The sequence below is a fragment of the Mediterraneibacter gnavus ATCC 29149 genome (assembly GCF_008121495.1).
GTDB classification, from domain to species: Bacteria; Bacillota; Clostridia; order Lachnospirales; family Lachnospiraceae; genus Mediterraneibacter; species Mediterraneibacter gnavus.
The window spans coordinates 2,905,984-2,926,429 of the sequence record NZ_CP043051.1 but is presented as its reverse complement, the minus strand read 5'-3'; the positions used below and the strand labels follow the sequence as shown (position 1 = coordinate 2,926,429).

Here is a 20,446-nt window from a genome sequence, read left to right as displayed (position 1 = left end):
TTCTCTCCATTCAATCTTACATTTCCTGAAATCTGCCTCTTCTTCTGTCCGTGCTGAAATCATCATTCTCATAAACACCGATCACTGCATCCAGCAGATCCTGCCCGCTTGATTTTACAATATCTGTCTTCACTTGTAAAGAATTCTCCACTTCCTCCAGCGTAAAATCATCCAGAAAGACCGGTTCTCCGATCTTCAGCATATTACACGGAAGCAGAAGTCTCTCCCCGAGAGGCTGTCCTTTCAGCTGTCCCGTCAGATCCTGCCCTGTGATCAGACCTGATACTGTGATCCGCTCTCCAAAAAAGTCATTGCGGATCGCATATAAATGTGTGGTGATATTCGGGAATTTCTTTCTGATCTCCTCCAGAATTTTTCCGATATAAGGATACATCAGACGTCCCGTAGCCAGAGAAATCTCCCGCTGCCTTCCATCGCCTGTCACGGCAGAGAGCGCCTCCTGTACTTCGTTGAACAACAGACGCATCATTCCCACACCGTTCTCCAGCTGCAGGTAGCCGTCATATCGCGCTTCCTCCGGCACTTCCTCCTCTGCCAGCACATACCACTCGTCTCCCGCATGGATCATGTGGATCCCATGCTCCTGATAGATCTTCTCCTGCCAGCGGTGGATGACAGAAAGCACCTCCCTGGCATCTTCTTTTGTAAACGGCTCCAGAGGATACAGTCCGTCCCGATATTTTGTCAGTCCTACCGGAACGATCGAAACACTCTTTAAATACGGCAGATATCCTGTCAGATCCCGGATCGTCCGCTCCAGCTCTTCTCCGTCATTTACTCCCTTGCAGAGAACGATCTGCCCATTCATCTCAATCTGTCCCCGGTAGAGAATATCTACTTTTTTCAGCGCCTCTCCCGCAAACCGGTTGTGCAGCATCTTGCAGCGAAGTTCGGGATTTGTCGTCTGGAACGAAATATTGATTGGCTCCAGACGGTACTTTACAATACGCTCCACATCATGATCACTCATATTGGTCAACGTAATATAATTGCCCTGCAAAAATGACAAACGGGAATCATCGTCTTTAAAATATAGTGTCTCCCGCATTCCCTTTGGCATCTGGTCAATGAAACAGAACATACATTTATTTCTGCAGGAACGGTACTCATCCATCAGACTCTGGTCAAACTCGATTCCCAGACTTTCATCCTCATCCTTCTCAATCTCCAGCTCCCATTCTTCCCCGTCCGGCTTCTCGATCAGAAGCAGAAGCTGTTCACTCTCTTCATAGTAATAATAGTCAAATACATCCTGTATCTCATTTCCGTTGATGGCAAGCAGCTTATCTCCCGGCTCGATCCCCAGTTCTTCTCCAATCCCGCCGGGCATCAGAGACTTCACAATATGCTCGTGCTTTTTCATTTTCAAACTCCTTGTACTTCTTCTATTTTTAGACTTTGTCTCCTGCTTTTTACCGAAACAAAGTTCCTGTCTGCTCATACTTCTGGCATATTAACAGTACCAGTATAGCATAATTTTCTTCTATAGCAAAGCCATGCTTGAATTTCCCTGCAAAAAATGATATAACGATATATGAAATCGCATATCCGGAGGTCGGATATGGAAAAACGAAAACACAGGAGAAAATCATGGCAAATATTGAATTATTGGAAAAAACCCTTCCAGTTGCTCCATTGAAACTTGCAGCATTGGAAAGCTGTAAAGAACTGGCACAGAAAGTCAACGACTATATCGTATCTTTCCGTGAAAACACCATCAATGAGGTGACAGAGTCCCCATTGTATGTGAATTACCGCACAAATAACTATCTGGTAGAATGTAACTGCCCGCGTTTCGGAAGCGGAGAAGCAAAAGGTGTGATCAAAGAGACCATCCGGGGAACTGATCTCTTCATTATGTCAGATGTATGCAACTACAGTCTGACTTACTCTGTCAACGGACACCTCAACCACATGTCTCCGGACGATCATTTTCAGGATATCAAGCGTGTCATTGCAGCGTCTACCGGAAAAGCACACCGCGTCAATGTCATCATGCCATTCCTTTACGAGAGCCGTCAGCATAAGAGAACCAAAAGAGAATCTCTGGACTGTGCTCTGGCATTGGAAGAATTAAAAGATATGGGCGTTGCAAACATTCTGACATTTGATGCACATGACCCGCGTGTACAGAATGCGATTCCTCTGAGCGGATTCGACAACTTTACTCCTCAGTATCAGTTTATGAAAGCACTCTTCCGTGCAGTTCCGGATCTGAAAGTCAGCAAAGACCATCTGATGATCGTCAGCCCTGACGAAGGAGCAATGCACCGTGCTGTATACTTCTCCAACGTGCTTGGAGTGGATATGGGTATGTTTTATAAGAGAAGAGACTACTCTACTATCGTAAATGGAAAGAATCCGATCGTAGCACATGAATTCCTCGGAGATGATGTGGCAGGCAAAGATGTGATCATCGTGGATGATATGATCTCCTCCGGTGAAAGTATGCTGGATGTTGCAAAGAAATTAAAAGACCGCAACGCAGCCCGCGTATTCGTATGCACCACATTCGGACTGTTCACAGACGGATTTGAAAAATTCGATGAATACTACAAAAAGGGATATCTTGATAAAGTCGTAACAACCAACCTGACATATCTGCCGCCTGCTGTAGACGAAAGAGAATACTTTGTCAAGGCAGACATGAGTAAATTCCTGGCTCTAATCATTGATTCCCTGAATCACGATCTGACAATCGGTGCTGTTATGAATCCAACAGATAAGATCCATAAACTGCTCCAGAAATATCATCAGGTATAGATAAAACAGAACGCATAAACTCCGGAGAGAATTTTTGACTTCTTTCCGGAGTTTATATTTTCTATCAACTTTTTCGTTCAAATCCCTTCACAGCACCCCTGGAATTTACCAGCGTTTCATGTTTTTTTGAAACTTTTCGATATAAGCTTGTTTGAGTTCGTCTTCGGTGATCCCATAGCATAACATCACATCATTATAATACATCAGGACATCCGCCATTTCTTCTATAAGATGTTCTCTGACAGAACTGTCCGCAACTGCGCTTTTATCCCCATTTTTCTTTATAATATCAATGACTTCTCCTATTTCACCTATCATCCATAAAAACTTATTTTTGCCGGTCTCCGGACAGATTCTTTCCCACTTCTCTTTATATTTATCTTGTAATTCCTTCTGCATTGACTGCATTTCATTTATTGAAAAATTACTCATAGCGACCTCCTGAATTTCTTATTTCGCGCTTTGTGTCCCTGTTTGTAAGATGGGCTTACACATCATAAAGCTGGATATGAAGCTGCAGACACCGCCCTGCAAAATCGGGAAATGACATTCATAACATTTATATTATTACAGACGTAAGATTTTCTGTCAATATTTTTCATTGTTTGACTTTCTTATAAAATCCCCTTATAATATTTTTATTACATATGTAAGACTTGGAGGAATGAATATGAGTAAACTGCCACAAATTTCTGAAGCTGAATTTGAAGTGATGAAGGTCATTTGGAAGTATGCTCCCATCAGTACAAATGAAGTGACTGAAAAACTGACTCAGACAACCGACTGGAGTCCAAAGACAATACAAACAATGTTGAAGCGGCTTGTAACAAAAAAAGCGCTTACTTATGAAAAACAAAGCAGAGTCTTTGTATATACCCCTTTAGTTCCGGAAACTGAATATATCCGTCAGGAAAGCAATTCTTTTTTAAACAAATATTACAATGGAAACATCGTTTCTATGCTTACCTCTTACTTAGAAGATGATAAATTATCCAAAACAGAACTTGATACCTTGCGTCATCTTCTCTCTGATACTCACGAATAGGAGGAATTTATTTGTTTGATTTTGGAATCCATTTTTTAATATGCAATATTTTTATTTCCATTTTCATTGGAATCATGACAGGCATAAAACACTTATTGCGGAAATGTTTATCTGCCCGCATGCAGTATCGCCTTTGGTTTCTTCTGCTCAGTTTCATGGCTGTCCCTTTTTTACCTGCAAACATTTTCTCTATCTTGCAGAAATTTCCAGCCTTGCACCTTTCAGATTTTCCGAAAAGACTTTTTCTCTCTGTCCCTGATGGACAGGTTTTCATAGGAGAAAATTCTACCATTGGAATAGTAAATGATTTTGCAGTCTCAATCAGCAGTAAAACATCATCTCCTGTTCACTTACTCCTTTTTAGTTTATGGGCTGTCGGTGCTGTCACAATGTCCGTTTTAGCTGCACGTTCTTTTTTAAGGCTCCGCACTTTGGAACAATCTGCACTGCCATTACAAAATCAACAAGTAAAACGGCTCTATGAAAACTGTTGTAAAGAGATGCATTGCAAAAAGAAAATCCCGATATACAGTACCGCATTTTTGAAATCACCTGTTACTGTGGGGCTCATACACCCTCGCATTTACCTTCCGATTCATTTGATTTCAGATTTTAATGCAAAGGATATGCGCTTCATGCTTTTGCATGAATTACAGCATTGCCGTCAAAAAGATACGCGCATTGTTTTCCTTATGAATTTGGCTGGTATTCTATATTGGTTTAATCCTTTTGTCTGGTATGCCTTAAAGGAAATGCGATGTGATCGTGAACTTTCCTGTGATTCGGCTGTGCTGCATCTTCTTGACGAAACAGATTATCAGGCCTATGGAAACACACTGATCAATTTTGCCGAAAAAATTTCTCACATTCCTTTTCCTTATGCAACCGGGATGAGTGGAAGTATGAAGCAGATTACACGGAGGATTCTCAATATCGCTGCCTTTCAAAAAGAAACAAAACGGGGAAAAGCGCGGGGATTTCTCATTTATATCCTCATTGCATTTCTATCATTGAGCTATGCACCTGTACTGGCTGCCGCAGGTTCTCCGCAAAATGAATACCGATTGCCAAACGATATGAAAAATATTTCCACCATTGATCTTTCCAATCATTTCAATGGCTATCAAGGCAGTTTCGTTTTATATGATACAAATCAAAACGCCTGGAATATTTTTAACATCGAAAATGCCAAAGAACGAATCGCCCCAAACTCTACTTACAAGATATACGATGCCTTACTCGGTTTAGAATCCGGTATCATCACTCCTGAAGATTCAGATATGACCTGGAATGGCGAAGATTATCCATTCGATGCATGGGAAGCCAATCAGACCTTATCTTCTGCCATGAAAAACTCTGTGAACTGGTACTTTCAATCCATTGATTCACAATTAGGATTTCACTCTGTAAAATCATTTTACAGAAGATTCAATACGGAAATCAACAGACCGGTTCAGACATCGACTTATACTGGACAGATTTATCTTTAAAAATCTCTCCGATTGAGCAGGTCAACCTGTTAAAAAAATTCCATGACAACGAGTTTCAATTTGCTCCACAAAATATAGACGCTGTCAAAAATTCCATCCTTCTCTCTTCCGGTTCCAAAAGTTCTCTTTATGGAAAAACCGGAACTGGGCGGATTGAGGGAAAAGATGTAAATGGCTGGTTTATCGGTTTTTTGGAAACCGCAGACAATGTATATTATTTTGCAACAAATATTCAGGGAGAAACCGAAACTACCGGAAGTAAAGCAACCGAAATCACAACTTCTGTGCTCTCGGAATTAAATATTGGGAAATAAAAAGCGAAAGAACCGACAGATTTCAAAAATAACTCCTGTTCGGTTCTTTTTGTTGTTCAATCGGATGTCACCTCGCAATTCGATACTGATATTGTGGAATCTGATGGATTCCATCTTCTAAAACCTTATTTCCCAAATATTGAAAACTTCCATCCTCTCGAAATTTCACAGTAAGTTCATGTGTAATCACTGCGTCATTGGAAATGACCATATCACAAACCGCCTCCACTGTCAAAGTAAGCGCCCCATCTTGATGTTCCTCTACTTTTATTACTTCTGGTAAAGAAGTTCCAAAATGAGTCGGTGCGTAATTGCCACATCCAAGCTTTGCCCATACATACTCTTGTTTTTCTGCATCAAATGTAGCTATATTCCGCAACTGTTCTGCAGTAACAGGAAGATATTCTGACATCAGTTGTTCAAATTCCTCTGCGGGGATTCCATTTTTTCCTTCTTCCATAACAAATCTTTTTTGATATTTCATCTGGTAGAGGTATTCATATAGCCCATTGTAATCCAGCCCCTCTAAATGTTCACGATCCCAATTAGAACATAGTAAATTATTTCCTTGATATCCCAATGGCAACACACATTTTTTTGACAATTCAATACATTCTGCATCTAACGGTTTTACCCTGATCATACAACTTCCATCCACAATTTCTGATACTTCCGGCGGTTCCGGTACACACAATTCATAAGCAAACCATCCCTTTTCTGTGTATCTCCATTCTTTCATTCTTGTGTAAGAGCGATATGCAATCACCGGATCTCCTTCCTCATTCCAAACTGCTCTGACTGCTAACAGATACATCTCTTTCCCGTCATAAAGATATTTTCTTCTCTCAATACTTCCGTCTTGTAAAATATCATATAAAATTACATTTCCTTCAACTCCCTGCTCCGAACTGTGTAAGAAGTTTTCCATCACCTGATAATTTTCCATAACAGAGTATTCCTCAGAACTAATTACCGGAACTCCCCCTCTGCCGAGTATCTTTTTCATCTGCTCCATAACAGAATCTGTAAGAACTACATTCGATGCATCTCCCTTATCCGCTTCAGCGTAAATATCTTGAACCAACTTCAAGGCAGCAATACTGTCTTTTTCTGCCTTCTCACGCTCTTCCTTTTTAATCGGAAGATGATATCCCTTTTCATAAGCCTCTCTCCACTGTTCATCTGTCAATCTTGGTACATACCACCTCGGCTCATCTTCTTCTGGTGACAAAATTGTATTTGACACATAATGAATTTTTCCACCTTCAAGTGGTTCCACAACTAATTCGCTTCGAAATGCCTGATCCAGCATTTCAATTTTCCAAACAGCTTCTACCACAAGTTTTAATTTTCCATCACCCAGTTCTTCATAAGAAATCACTTCCGAATACGGTTCATAAGGAAACTCACAATCATGGAGTCCCCTCGGACGATAACGATATCTCTGCGTATCGGGATTATAAACTGCATTTTTCTGAATCTGCTCACTCGTGATTGGAAAAAGTGTTTGTAATACACTTTCAAACTCTTCTTTCGGTATCTGATATTCCACCCCCTCTTTCATCGCATACGGAATCTCTTTTCCATAGATACTCGGATACTTTAATTCATATAGATCATAAAAATTCAGGTTTGAATAATCCTCTTCCTTCCAGTTTGTGATCAGCATATTATTCAACCTATATCCAATTGGAAGTACATATTTTTGATTTAATTCTCTAAGTTTCTGATCCAACGGTTTTACACGAAATCCTTTCTCTCCCGGCGGTCCGTCAAATCCCGGAAGATGATATTCTTCGATGAAAAAATATCCTTTTTCTGTATATTTCCAGGAATGTACCTTAAATTTGTGATAATAAATCATACAGGGTTTGTTATCCGTCCAGCGAACTGTGCTGACAATGGCATCCATATCATCACCATCTGTATGCAGTTCATAACGAACTACACCACCCTGTTCTATGACAGAATATATCACCACATCTGCCGATTCTCCCCTTTTTGCCTTCTCACAATATGTTTCCACCTGCTCTGAATGAACCATATCAACTTGATCTTTCATATCTACTGCGGCATATCCCTTTTGTCCCAGATAATCAATTACTTGCTTTTGAAACTCCAGACTGTCCAGCAGCTTGTTTTCTGCTGCCTTTTCATATAATTCTCTCGTTCCTTCCATCAACTCTTCAAAATCATCAGCAATCTCCTTCTGCTGAATATCTTGAACAGTTTCCTCGCTCTTTTCTTCCGGAGTTGTCTTACCACACCCAGATAGAACCATCACACATATAACCAGTAGTGCAATCACTTTTCGCTTCATACACATATCCTCTCAAATATTACAATTGTAAGTTTCTATTAAATCTTACAACTGTAATAGATAAAAGTCAAGAAAACTTTATTTGATACCAAGCGAACAATTTGAAATCTAAAAAGAGATAGACGCATTCCTGTAATTCATAAATAGCGTCAATAGACAAAAAAAGAATCTCACAGTATAATTAAGGCATCTTTCCGTATAAAAAATATCTTGGATTAATGGAAGTTAAGGGAGTAATATAGACATGAAAAAATTAATCGTTGACGATAAAATTGTATTAATACCTATGACGTCTCAGTTGTATCATATAGAAAGAAAAAATTATATAGCAGATCCTATGATGTGCGAAACACCTTACATTTATACGCCAGAGATCGCTCAAAAAGATTTTGAAAGAAAAGCAAATAATTGCAACAGAGTATGGTTTGCTATATTATTAGATGATATTGTAATTGGTGATGTATACCTTAAAAACATAGACTTACAAAAAGGTAGTGGCACCCTTTCCATTGTGCTTATTCAAGATTGCTATAAAGAAAAAGGCTATGACACAGCGGTGGAAAGAACTGTCTTAGAGTACGGATTTAAAGAATTAGGATTATCGGCCATTTATGCTGATGTGGTTTTAAGAAATACTCGTAGCCAACATGTTCTTGAAAAAATAGGATTCGAATATTTACATGAAGATAGTTAGCTGAAATACTATAAATATACCCCAAAAGATACCAGCAATGCATTTTCTGTCAGGCCAAAGTATCCAAAGGAGTGATCCCTCTTTTGCAGCAGCGTTCCATAAATTGGTGCATTTAAGGTCTCGTCTTTTTCCAGCAAAGCAGAAAGTGGGAAACCATCTGTTCATAAAACGTCATCCAACTACCTCCATCGATTTCAATTTTTATTTCCTCTTTCTCGGCTTTGGCGCAGGCAATTCCTCATACATGGCCTTAAATAGACCTGTCAAAAATTGTTTACTATCAACCTCATCTACTAACAGCATTTCTTTTGCTCCTTCATAAGGCAATTCATAAGAAATTGTCGGCATATAGGAAATCGCTGAGCTTACAGGTTTGATCAGCAGTCTGTCGTCGTAGATACCACCAACGATCTTCCCTCTATAATAGAGAATAAACTCTCCCATCATTGCCCTGTAATTGATTTCTTCCAACTCAGACAACTGCCCTAAAATAAATTGCAAATATTCTTTACTTGATGCCATAATCCACCTCTCCGTTTCTTTTTACCAACCTTCACAAAAAAACTTCATTTTAATCCATTCTGTGAAGTTCCCATTTTATATTTCACCAATGTTTCAAGCCTGTTATCTCTCCGAACACATGACTTTACAATGTTTCATATAACAAGCAATCCCATATTTTAATATTTTCTCCACTCCGTTTTCTAAAAGCGTCTCCTCATACTTCGTTTCCTCTACTTGTTTCAGGGCTTTTTCGCAGGCATTCAGAAGATTCCCGTCTCCGGCATACTTGATTTCAATGATGATCCCCATTTCACTGTCCTCTGTTTCTATCATAATATCACTGTACCCGTCCCCGGTTTCCCTGTTTGAGAATACTCCCCAGTCTTCTTTGACACCTAAAATGCCGAGCAAAATTCCATGGTAGAAATTCTCTTTTAATGATTTCTCCACAAATGTATCTCGAATACTGATTGTCTTTTTCAAGTACCCTTCAAAAAGACGTTCTACTTTTTCTGCATCTCCGCCTTTCAGTGCATCACAGAGCTGTTTTAACGTATCTCCGTCTTTTGCAACACCTTCCTTAAAATATTCCATGATCTGCGTTTTAAAAATATCCCGTACTTCCAGATTCGGAATTGCAAGTTTGTAATGACTGGCATCCAGTCGCTGCCTTTGTGTTAGATATCCGGTCATAAATAAAAGACTCCAGATATTTTCCACAGACTGATACATTTCCTGATAAGTAAGTTCCTGCCGAATCTCTTTGACAATTTCTTCTCCCGCCAGCAAACGTTCAATCTCGCGCTTTGTTGTAATATTTCCTGACATTTGAATGATTTTCTTGACTGCCTCATTACTACTGGTATGAACCCAATAATTTTCAGGAAAAGCCGCAGCATTCTCTTTTATTTTATCACAATGATTCAATACATCTCATGGACAATAGACATCTGTACTACCAAACCGATATCCATCATACCAGTTTCTCATTTCTTCATAATGATCTTCCCGATCATAATACCGCAGCATTTCTTTGACATCCTCATCCGTAAATCCAAAATACTCATCAAAACGCTCATCTGTAATCGACAACACTTTCAGGTTGTTCAATCCCGTAAAGATACTTTCCTTCGATATTCGCATACACCCGGTCATTACTGCAAATTTCAGGCTGTTATTGGTCTTCAACGTCTGTTCCAGTAAATTACGGATAAGAAAAACCATCTTGTCATAATATCCGTTTTCAAACGCTTTCGCCAATGGAACATCATATTCATCGATCAAAAGGATTACTTTTGTTTCATAGTGTTTCTCCAAAAGTTCTGACAAATTTTTTAAGCTCCAAAAAAGCGTAGCCTCACTCATATTTTCATCAAGAATCGCTCGATATTCTTTCTTCTCGTCCTCGCCCAGTTTATCACTCATTTTAAGGAATCCTGCCTTTTGCACTGCTCCCTTTATGGTCTTGACAGTTAACTCAAATGCAGCCTCATAAGAAGCAGCATTGATGCCTTTTAGTGAGATGGAAATAACTGGATGCTTTCCCATATATTCTTCACATAACTTTTTATCTTTCGAAATCTTCAATCCATCAAAAATGCTCTTGTCGCCCTCTACAGAAAAAAGTGTTCCAGCATACTCATATTCAGAGATTTACCAAAACGTCTTGGTCTGGTAAATAAATTTACCATTCCCCAGTTGCGGAGCAGTTCAGAGATCAATCCTGTCTTGTCTACATAATAAAAATCATCTTTGATGATCTGTTCAAAATTTTCTATTCCTATCGGGAGTTTTCTTTTCTCTCTGCACATTCTCTTCCTACCTCCTGACAACTATATTATAACAAATGTTTGCCGAAAATCCTATACTTCAGTCTGTACAATTCGGGTAAATTGTTTCTTGCTATTTTCATAATTCAAAATTCCACAACTCTTCATATGGATTTGTTTTTGCAAAACCGATCCGCACGACCCGGCTGCTGAACACTCCAAACTGCTCCTGCAATACCTGAAACGCTGCAAGCATCTCTTCTTTAGAAAGTTTCTTTCCAATCGTTGCGTGGGGAACCCATTGCATCGGACGATAACATTTGTGTACCTTGACATCCGCTGTTTTCAATAACTCCTTATAAACCTTCTCTGACAGTTCTTGCAGGTAAGTATTTAAAACCGGTGAAAGATACAGCACATTCGGGAAAAACGCTCCCACTGAACACCAGATAATCTCCCCGCTTTGAAACATATCTCTCGTTTCTTCAAACAGTGAGATTACCTGATCTTCGCTTCGCGTTTCAAATGCAGAAATCGTCAAATGCGGAGGTACATTTTTCTCGATCATAAATGGATTTCCGCTTCTTTTTGCAACCTGAGTGATGTATCCCTGCATTCGACTGGTCGTTTTTTCATCAAAATAAATCGATACTAAATACATTTACACTGCCTCTCTTCTGATTTTCCATCCTTTTCATATAAAAAGTGTCCGCTCCCACACAGGTCATTCGGACACTTTAATTTTTTCTTCTATATTGTTTAGTACAGCTTCGCTCCGACTTTCTTCGGCTCATACCCCGCTTCTTTTAACGCATTCAAGATCTTCTGCTTATGCTCGGTTCCGAATGCCTCCATCGTGATACGCAGCTCCACAGCCGCATTCCGGTTGGTGCTGACAAACTGATTATGTTCCAGTTTGATGACATTTCCTTTTTCGTTTGCAATGATCGATGCCACTCTTACCAGTTCGCCCGGCTTGTCCGGAAGAAGCACTGCAACCGAGAAAATACGGTCTCTCTGGATCAATCCATGCTGTACGATAGAAGACATGGTGATCACATCCATATTTCCGCCGCTTAACACGCAGACCGCTTTTTTGCCTTTCAAATCCAGCTGTTTTAATGCTGCCACAGAAAGGAGTCCTGAATTTTCTACGATCATCTTATGGTTCTCCACCATATCCAGAAATGCTCCGACTAATTCATCATCATCCACCAGAAGAATCTGATCTACATATTTCTGCACATATGGCAGATTCTGTTTTCCGACCGCTTTTACCGCAGTACCGTCCGCAATCGTGTTGGCACTTGGAAGTTCCACCACTTCTCCGGCCTTTAACGCCGCAGTCATGCTCGCCGCTTCTCTCGGCTCCACACCGATCACCTGAATCTTTGGATTGAGCATCTTGGCAAGTGTCGCCACTCCTGTGATCAGTCCGCCACCGCCGATCGGAACCAGAATATAGTCCACCGTCGGGAGCTCCTGAATGATCTCCATTGCAATCGATCCCTGCCCGGTCGCCACATCCAGATCATCAAAAGGATGGACAAACGTATAACCATGTTCTTCCGCAAGCTTGTATGCATACGCACAGGCATCATCGTAGACGTCTCCATAGAGGATCACTTCCGCGCCATAGCTTTTGGTACGGTTTACCTTAATCAGAGGAGTTCCGATCGGCATTACGATCGTTGCCCTGCAGCCATAACGTTTTGCCGCATACGCAACGCCCTGCGCATGATTTCCCGCAGATGCCGTGATCAGTCCTTTACTTCTGTCTTCTTCTGACAATGTGCTGATCTTGTAGTAGGCTCCGCGCAGCTTATACGCTCCTGTATGCTGCATATTTTCCGGTTTCAGATAAATCCTGGCACCTGTTTGGGCGCTCAGATATTCGCTGTACACCAGCTTTGTCGGAGTCGTCACCTGTTTTACTACTTCACTTGCTTCTTCAAATTTCTCCAAAGTCAACATCTTCCATCCCTCTTTCTGTCATTTTGACATATTTTTATTCTTCTGTTTCTTCCGTCTTGGAATCACTGTAAAACAACGCATTGACAAATTCATCTGCATCAAACTTCTGCAGATCATCAATAGATTCTCCAACCCCGATATATTTGACCGGAATTCCAAGTTCTGACTGGATTGCCACTGCGATTCCGCCTTTGGCTGTTCCATCCATCTTCGTCAGGATCACCCCTGTGATATCTGCAACCTCATTGAACTCTCTTGCCTGAGCCAGTGCATTCTGTCCGGTGGTCGCATCCAAAACAACCAGCGTCTCTCTGTACGCTTCCTGATATTCCCGGTCAATCACGCGGTTGATCTTTTTCAGTTCTTCCATCAAGTTCTTTTTATTGTGAAGGCGTCCTGCTGTATCGCACAATAAAATATCCGCTTTTCTTGCGCGCGCCGCTGCCACTGCATCAAATACAACAGAAGCCGGATCTGCACCTTCCTGGCCGCCGATCATCTCTACTTCTGCACGGTTGGCCCATTCTTTTAACTGCTCTCCAGCAGCTGCACGAAATGTATCTGCAGCTGCCAGAATGACTCTTTTATGCTGCTCTCTGAATTTCCCTGCCAGTTTTCCAATGGTGGTCGTCTTTCCCACTCCGTTGACTCCGATCACAAATACAACGGACTGTCTCTCCTCAAATTCGTAAGCAGTCTCTCCCACATCCAACTGCTCTTTGATGCTGTCAATCAGAAGCTGTCTGCAGGCAGCAGGTTCTTTGATATGCTGCTCTTTCACTTTCCGGCGCAGATCCTCTATAATCTCCGTCGTAGTATGTACTCCAAGATCTCCCATGATCAGAGTCTCTTCCAGCTCCTCATAAAAGTCCTCATCAATTTTGGAAAATCCGTGAAAAATACTGTCCATTCCGGATACGATATTATCTCTTGTCTTTGTCAGACCTGAGACAAGTCTTCTAAAAAACCCTTTCTTCTCTTCCATATGCTCTCCTTCCTTTTTTCTGACATCAGGTCAGATCTTCCTCCAGCAGATCTACAGATACCAGTGTGGAAATTCCTTTTTCCTGCATGGTGATTCCATAGAGCCTGTCTGCTGCCGTCATCGTTCCTCTTCTGTGAGTGATGACGATAAATTGAGTATGTTTTGTCAGCTTGTGCAGATACTGCGCAAACCGGTCTACATTACTGTCATCCAGTGCCGCCTCGATCTCATCCAGAAGACAGAACGGAGACGGTTTCAGATTCTGGATCGCAAATAACAGCGAAATGGCTGTCAATGCTTTTTCTCCACCGGAAAGCTGCATCATATTCTGCAGTTTTTTTCCAGGCGGCTGCGCAATGATCCGAATTCCTGCCTCCAGGATATCCTCGTCCTCCATCAGTTCCAGCGTTCCCTTTCCGCCGCCGAACAGTTGCTTGAAGACCGCATCAAACTCTTTTGATATTCTTGCAAACTGTTCCTCAAACTGAGCACGCATTGCCGCGTCCAGCTCTGCAACAATCTGAATCAGCGTTTCTTTTGCCTCGACCAGATCCTCATGCTGTTCTTTTAAAAATTCATAACGCTCGGCAACCTGCTTATAATCCTCAATCGCATTGACATTGACGTTTCCAAGCTTACGGATCTCTCCTTTTAAAAACAGAATCTGTTTTTTCATAAATGCACGGTCTGTCAGTGTCTCATCCCGCAGCTTCAAAGCGCCATTGTAGGTAATCTCATACTCTTCCCACATATAGTTCATTTGTTTTTCGGATGCTTCCTCGCAATCCTCTTTCTGGCTTTCAAGTCTGAATAACTCTTTGTCCAGCTCTGCCATATGACCGGACAGCGCTTCTCTTTGTTCCAGAAACGCCTTATGCTTCTGATTCAGCGCTTCTCTGTTTTCGGTCTGTCCCGTGATTTCTGTCTCAATTTCAGAAAATATCTCTGTGGATTCTTCGATTGTTTTTTTCAGATCCTGAATCTTCTCTTCTCTCTGACTGATTTCTTCCGCTGTATTTCCTTTATTCTGATCCAGCTCTCCGGCTTCTTTCTTTAAACGAAGCATCTCCTGATCGATACGTGCAATATTCTCCTTGATAAAAAGATCCTGTTGCTGCAAACCTGCCAGCGATAAATGTACCTCTTCAGACTGTTTCAGCTGTGCAGCTTCTGCCTCGCGGTGAATTTCCAACTGCTTCTGCAATTCTTCGATTTTCTGATTCAGTGCAGCTTCCAGTTCTTTTGACGCTTCCAATTCAACCTGAATCGACTCCCCGTTTTCACGGATCTCCCGCAGCGTTATTTCCAGTTCTTCCTGTTCTTTTGCATAGCTTTCACAACGTTGTCTGGATTCCGTCTGCTGCCTTTGCACCTGTTCCACATTCATCCGTGCCGTATTCTGACGGACAGATGCTTCTGTGATCTTCTGCTGGATCTCATCAATCCCGGCATAACATTCTGCTCTCTGTGCCTTAATCGCACTGATCGAGTGCTCCATCTCTTCCATGTCACGCTTTAACAGCTTTACTGTTTTTTCAAACTCCTCGATCTCGCGGCGTCTGCTTAACAGATTACTGGAGTTCTTAAACGCACCTCCGGTCATGGAACCTCCCGGATTGATCAGCTCTCCTTCCAGAGTAACCAGTCGGAGGGATTGCTTATATTTTCTTGCGATCCGGATTCCACAGTCAATATTCTCCACCACAATAGTCCGGCCGAGAAGCTGTTTCGCCAGTCCGAGAAAACGCTCTTCCACATGCACCAGCGTATGGGCAAGTCCGATCACGCCTGTTTCTTTTAGTGCATCCATCTGCCACAGCTCTGCGCCGCCCTGCATACTTGTCAGAGGCAGAAATGTCGCGCGTCCGTACTTATTCTGCTTCAAATATGCGATCATCCGCTTTGCAGTCTCTTCATCGTCCGTCACAATATTCTGGATACTGCCTCCAAGCGCTGTCTCTACTGCAATTTCATATTCTTTTTCTACCTTGATGATGTCCGCCACAACACCGATCAGACCTTTTTCCCGGTTCTTGCAGCTCATAACACGACGGATGCTGTTTCCGTATCCGTCATATCGTTCTGTAATATTTTTCAGCGACTCCAGTCTGGAGGATTCTCTGTGATATGCAGTCTGACCGATCCGCAATTTTTCCTGCTTCTCATCCAATTGGCGCTGAAACTCTGCGATGTTCTGTTCATTGACAGAGATCAGATCCTGAAACGCCTGAATCTCCGCTGTGATCTCTTCGAATCCCCGTCTTTGCTGCTCTAATTCCCGTCCATACTGCTCTGCCTCACTGGACACTTCCAGAATCTCTCTGTGGATCTGAGCCCTTCTGGTCGTGATCTGCTGCTGTGTGGTATCAAAATGCTGGATCTTCGCCTGCGTCGATGCCCGGTTATTCAAAAGCCGCATAATCTCTTCTTTACTCTGCTCGATCTCCATCGTCTCTTCTGCAATCTGTGACTGCACCTGGATCAGCTGCTCTTTTGCATCCGTATCCTGATTGGATATCCGCTCCAGCTGTCCGTGGATCGCTTCGCTGTCCTTTACAAATCCGGCTTTCTGCTCCTTCTTGGCATCCCACTCCTGCTGGATCGTACGGCGGCGATTCGCATAATGTTCTTCATTGATCCTGGCTGTATTGATCTGCTCTTTTAAAACATTGATCTGTCCTTCCAGCTGCTGCTTCAAAAGCGTTGTCTCATTCAGCTGGTTCTTCGATTTTTCGATCGCTGCATCAATCTCTTCCACCTGTATCTCCACAGCCTGATATTGTTCTTTTGTTTCTTCATAGCGACTCTTTGCCGCTTCCATCTCATCAGAAGTAATCCGGACTTTTTCTTCCAGACCCTGAAGCTGATCCTTTAAACGCTCTGTCTCCAAAAGAAACATATGAATATCATAAACCTTCAGCTCTTCCTTCTTCTTCAGGTATTCTTTTGCCACTGCAGACTGCTTTTCCAACGGTCCGATCTGTTTCTCAAGCTCTGAGAGAATATCACTGACCCGGGTCAGATTGTTCTGTTCTTCTTCCAGCTTTTTCAGGGAAAGCGTTTTGCGGCGCTTGAATTTTACAATTCCGGCTGCCTCATCAAACAATTCTCTTCTCTCTTCCGGTTTTCCGCTCAGAATCTTATCGATCTGTCCCTGCCCGATGATCGAATATCCTTCTTTTCCGATTCCGGTATCATAAAACATCTCATTGATATCTTTGAGTCTGCATCCGGTTCCGTTGATCAGATACTCACTCTCACCAGAGCGGTATAGCTTTCTTGTCACTGTCACTTCCGAATAATCCACAGGGAGCTGATGATCCGAGTTGTCCAGTGTGATGGCTACCGAAGCATAACTCAACGGCTTTCTGTTTTCCGTTCCGGAAAAAATGACATCCTGCATGGAACCGCCTCGAAGCTGCTTTGCTCTCTGCTCTCCCAGCACCCAGCGGACTGCATCTGCCACATTGCTCTTTCCACTTCCGTTTGGGCCCACGATTCCCGTAATTCCATTGTGAAACTCAAATTTAATCCGATTGGCGAAAGATTTAAATCCCTGTACCTCAATACATTTTAAATACATAAAACACCCGCTTTAGTTTTGTTTTTTCAGCTTCAGAATTGCCTTGTAAGCGGCTTCCTGTTCCGCTGCTTTTTTCGTCCGTCCGCTTCCTGTCCCATAGACAGTCTCCCCGATCTTCACTTCCACAGTGAAAGATTTGTTGTGGTCCGGACCTTCTTCTTTAATCAGGTGATAAGAGATTCCCTCTTCCATATCAGCCTGTACGATCTCCTGCAAAATAGTCTTGCTATCATAAAAGAGTTTTTTGTTCTCCAGATCTGTCAGGATAAACCGATGAATAAACTCTTTTGCATTAGTAAAACCACCGTCCAGATAAATCGCGCCGATCAGAGCCTCCATCGCATCCGATGTCACAGACGGCCTCTGACGTCCTCCTGTCGCTTCTTCTCCCTTTCCGAGAAGCAGATAACTGCCCAGTTCGATCTCCCGTGCACAAAATGCCAGAGAAGGCTCACACACCATACTCGCTCTTGTTTTTGTCAGCTTTCCTTCCGATACTTTCGGTGATTCAAGAAATAAAAATTCACTGGACACCAGCTCTAAAACTGCATCCCCTAAAAATTCCAGTCTCTCATTGCAATGATATTTTTCCAGATGCTTTTCATTTGTATAAGAACTGTGCATCATCGCCTGCTCCAGCAATGAAAAATCCTGAAACTCATATCCTATCTTTTTTTCCAGCTCTTTTAAATTTTTCTTCATATTTTTCCCTTTATCTAAAACTTTTTGTTCCGGCCTGAATAATACAGTTTGGGTGCGCGACAGAATCACGCACCCAAACCGATCGCCAGAGACAAAAATCTCTTCTTGCCTTTTATTCTACTACTTTTTTAATCTGGTCTACTGCATCCTGCACTGTTGAAATCTTTTCAGCCTCATCGTTGTCGATCTCAATGTCGAATTCTTCTTCAATTCCCATGATAATCTGGAAAATATCCAGTGAGTCAGCTCCTAAATCATCCACAAATGTAGTCTCCGGATGAATGTCATCCTTAGAAACGTTCAGCACGTCTGCGATAATATCCTGTAATTTTTCAAATTCCATAGTTTTCTTTCCTTTCTTTGTCCCATTAATCTTCTTTTTTTTCTTCCTGTGCGGACTGGATCGATTCGCGGATCTTCTCGTTGATCTGCTGATTTTTAAATGTCACACACTGGATGATTGAATTACATACTTCTTTTGAAGTAGAACTTCCGTGAGTCTTGACGACCAGCCCATTCAACCCCAGAAGAGGAGCTCCTCCATACTCGCTGGCATCAAAATCCTTTAATGTAGCTTTCAGTGCCGGCTTCACAAGAAGCGCACCGATCTTACTACGCAGAGACGTCATCATGCCGGCTTTGATCTTCTTCGTCAGAGCTCCGCCGACACCTTCATACAGCTTCAGGATCACATTCCCTACAAACGCTTCCGAAACGATCACATCCGCAGCTCCGTACGGAATATCTCTCGCTTCTACGCTGCCGATAAAGTTAATATCCCTGCAGTTTTTTAAAAGCGGAAATGTCTCTTTTACAAGCGCGTTTCCCTTTTCCTCTTCCGCACCGATATTCACGATTCCAACTGTGGGATTCTTCTTTCCTACCACATGTTCCATGTAAATCGATCCCATCTTCGCAAACTGCACCAGATGAGACGGTCTTGCATCTACATTCGCTCCGCAGTCAATCAGGAGAGATACTCCCTTCATCGTTGGGATCAGCGGTGCAAGCGGAGGTCTCTCCACGCCCTTAATCCTTCCTACGATCACCTGTCCGCCGACAAGAATCGCCCCGGAACTTCCTGCAGATACAAATGCATCTGCTTCGCCCTTTTTCACCAGATTCATCGCTACTACGATAGAAGAATCTTTTTTTCTCCGAATCGCCATGACCGGCGGCTCTGCCGTTTCGATCACTTCCGATGCCGGAATGATCTCAATCCGGTCTTTGGGATAAGTATATTCTGATAACGCCTTTTTCAGCAGTGCTTCCTGCCCTGTAAGCAGAATCTTAATATCATCTCTTTTATTAACAGCTTCTATCGCACCTTTTACCATCTCTGCGGGAGCATGATCGCCTCCCATGGCATCCAGTGCAACTCTTGTAATATCAGACATTTCTCTTCCTCCTAACGCTACTGCATACATTCTACTAAACATCATCCCAAAAATCAATATAAAAGGCTGATTTTAAGATACGAAAAATGGGGACTTTTTTGCAAAGTCCCCATTCCTTAATATCATTTTCAATTAGTCAACTGAAACGATTTCACGTTTGTTGTATGCTCCGCATGCTTTACATACTCTGTGAGGCATCATAAGCTCGCCACATTTGCTGCATTTTACCAGGTTTGGAGCACTCATCTTCCAGTTTGCTCTTCTCTTATCTCTTCTTGCTTTAGAAGATTTGTTCTTTGGACAGATAGACATAGGTTACACCTCCTTAAAATTCTTAAACAAATCACGGACAACTGACATTCTTGGGTCAAGAGCTGTATCTTCACAGTTACAGGTACCCATATTTAGGTTCTGACCACAAACGTTGCAAATGCCCTTACAGTCTTCACTGCATAGAACTTTCGTCGGCCATCCTATCAATATCTCATTATAGAGCATTTTGTCCACGTCAAGATGATATCCGCTTATGAAGTTTGATTCATCTAATCCTTCTCCCAGATCAGCATCCGAAACATTCAAATCAACATGCTTCGTAAAGTTCAGGTCAAACTCCTGCTTCACATCTTCAAGACATCTGTCACATGGAATCAGAATACATAACTCTGTATCCACATGAATAAGAAGCTCTCTGCCTTTCACATGCTCTGCAACAACATGAACCGGTTCTTTACTCACAATCGGAAATGTACCTGTTCTGGACTGAAACGTATCCATCTCCAACTGCACCGTCTCATCAACTGTCTTATGCTGTTCTGACAAAACGTCTGATAGGTTAATTAACATAATCATTACTCCTATTCATACCTAAACTATTATATCATGTTA

At 42.0% G+C, this 20,446-nt stretch carries 16 protein-coding genes and 2 pseudogenes; 4 read left to right on the top strand and 14 right to left on the bottom strand.

Annotation, left to right across the window (positions count from 1 at the left end; genetic code table 11):
- Window positions 1-16 precede the first annotated feature (16 nt).
- Window positions 17-1,384 carry a radical SAM protein gene (locus FXV78_RS14475; RefSeq protein WP_039959943.1) on the bottom strand — a complete coding sequence of 456 codons (1,368 nt, stop codon included), beginning with the start codon at window positions 1,382-1,384 and terminating at the stop codon, window positions 17-19.
- Window positions 1,385-1,611: 227 nt separating this feature from the next.
- Between FXV78_RS14475 and FXV78_RS14470 the strand changes: the two genes are divergently transcribed.
- Window positions 1,612-2,784 (top strand): ribose-phosphate pyrophosphokinase, encoded by a 1,173-nt coding sequence (locus tag FXV78_RS14470; RefSeq protein WP_022037832.1) that lies wholly within the window; start codon window positions 1,612-1,614, stop codon window positions 2,782-2,784.
- Window positions 2,785-2,889: 105 nt separating this feature from the next.
- Here the strand turns inward: FXV78_RS14470 and FXV78_RS14465 are convergent, their stop codons facing one another.
- Window positions 2,890-3,216: a MazG nucleotide pyrophosphohydrolase domain-containing protein gene (locus FXV78_RS14465; RefSeq protein ID WP_004843851.1), complete on the bottom strand. Its 327-nt coding sequence runs from the start codon at window positions 3,214-3,216 to the stop codon at window positions 2,890-2,892.
- A 238-nt stretch (window positions 3,217-3,454) separates the two neighbouring features.
- Between FXV78_RS14465 and FXV78_RS14460 the strand changes: the two genes are divergently transcribed.
- Both FXV78_RS14460 and FXV78_RS14455 read left to right on the top strand, forming a co-directional pair.
- Window positions 3,455-3,829 (top strand): BlaI/MecI/CopY family transcriptional regulator, encoded by a 375-nt coding sequence (locus FXV78_RS14460; protein ID WP_009244550.1) that lies wholly within the window; start codon window positions 3,455-3,457, stop codon window positions 3,827-3,829.
- 74 nt (window positions 3,830-3,903) lie between these two features.
- Window positions 3,904-5,633: pseudogene (locus FXV78_RS14455) on the top strand (BlaR1 family beta-lactam sensor/signal transducer).
- Window positions 5,634-5,700: 67 nt separating this feature from the next.
- Here the strand turns inward: FXV78_RS14455 and FXV78_RS14450 are convergent.
- Complete coding sequence (locus tag FXV78_RS14450) at window positions 5,701-7,953, bottom strand: DUF6070 family protein (protein WP_004843857.1); 2,253 nt, start codon at window positions 7,951-7,953, stop codon at window positions 5,701-5,703.
- A 244-nt stretch (window positions 7,954-8,197) separates the two neighbouring features.
- Here FXV78_RS14450 and FXV78_RS14445 point away from each other — a divergent pair, with 244 nt between their 5' ends.
- A complete protein-coding gene (locus FXV78_RS14445) occupies window positions 8,198-8,647 on the top strand; it encodes a GNAT family N-acetyltransferase (protein ID WP_004843858.1) in 450 nt (149 codons plus the stop codon).
- Window positions 8,648-8,848: 201 nt separating this feature from the next.
- Here FXV78_RS14445 and FXV78_RS14440 read toward each other — a convergent pair whose 3' ends face one another.
- From FXV78_RS14440 to FXV78_RS14390, 11 genes and pseudogenes are all read right to left on the bottom strand, one after another.
- On the bottom strand, window positions 8,849-9,169 hold the full coding sequence (locus FXV78_RS14440) for a TfoX/Sxy family protein (protein ID WP_004843860.1): 321 nt from the start codon (window positions 9,167-9,169) through the stop codon (window positions 8,849-8,851).
- Between the two features lie 102 nt (window positions 9,170-9,271).
- Window positions 9,272-10,962, bottom strand: a pseudogene (locus tag FXV78_RS18890) (AAA family ATPase).
- 97 nt (window positions 10,963-11,059) lie between these two features.
- On the bottom strand, window positions 11,060-11,581 hold the full coding sequence (locus FXV78_RS14430; protein WP_004843864.1) for a 2'-5' RNA ligase family protein: 522 nt from the start codon (window positions 11,579-11,581) through the stop codon (window positions 11,060-11,062).
- A gap of 98 nt (window positions 11,582-11,679) precedes the next feature.
- On the bottom strand, window positions 11,680-12,894 hold the full coding sequence (gene ilvA / locus FXV78_RS14425; protein WP_004843865.1) for a threonine ammonia-lyase: 1,215 nt from the start codon (window positions 12,892-12,894) through the stop codon (window positions 11,680-11,682).
- Between the two features lie 34 nt (window positions 12,895-12,928).
- Complete coding sequence (gene ftsY / locus FXV78_RS14420) at window positions 12,929-13,879, bottom strand: signal recognition particle-docking protein FtsY (RefSeq protein WP_004843866.1); 951 nt, start codon at window positions 13,877-13,879, stop codon at window positions 12,929-12,931.
- 25 nt (window positions 13,880-13,904) lie between these two features.
- Window positions 13,905-17,462: a chromosome segregation protein SMC gene (gene smc / locus FXV78_RS14415; RefSeq protein WP_004843867.1), complete on the bottom strand. Its 3,558-nt coding sequence runs from the start codon at window positions 17,460-17,462 to the stop codon at window positions 13,905-13,907.
- A 12-nt stretch (window positions 17,463-17,474) separates the two neighbouring features.
- On the bottom strand, window positions 17,475-18,164 hold the full coding sequence (gene rnc, locus FXV78_RS14410) for a ribonuclease III (protein WP_009244543.1): 690 nt from the start codon (window positions 18,162-18,164) through the stop codon (window positions 17,475-17,477).
- A 112-nt stretch (window positions 18,165-18,276) separates the two neighbouring features.
- Window positions 18,277-18,507, bottom strand: coding sequence for an acyl carrier protein (gene acpP / locus FXV78_RS14405; protein ID WP_004843869.1), 231 nt, complete (start codon window positions 18,505-18,507; stop codon window positions 18,277-18,279).
- 25 nt (window positions 18,508-18,532) lie between these two features.
- Window positions 18,533-19,561: a phosphate acyltransferase PlsX gene (gene plsX, locus FXV78_RS14400; RefSeq protein ID WP_022037820.1), complete on the bottom strand. Its 1,029-nt coding sequence runs from the start codon at window positions 19,559-19,561 to the stop codon at window positions 18,533-18,535.
- Between the two features lie 132 nt (window positions 19,562-19,693).
- Window positions 19,694-19,873, bottom strand: coding sequence for a 50S ribosomal protein L32 (gene rpmF / locus FXV78_RS14395; protein WP_004843871.1), 180 nt, complete (start codon window positions 19,871-19,873; stop codon window positions 19,694-19,696).
- A 3-nt stretch (window positions 19,874-19,876) separates the two neighbouring features.
- Window positions 19,877-20,404 carry a YceD family protein gene (locus tag FXV78_RS14390; protein WP_009244541.1) on the bottom strand — a complete coding sequence of 176 codons (528 nt, stop codon included), beginning with the start codon at window positions 20,402-20,404 and terminating at the stop codon, window positions 19,877-19,879.
- Window positions 20,405-20,446: the final 42 nt, after the last annotated feature.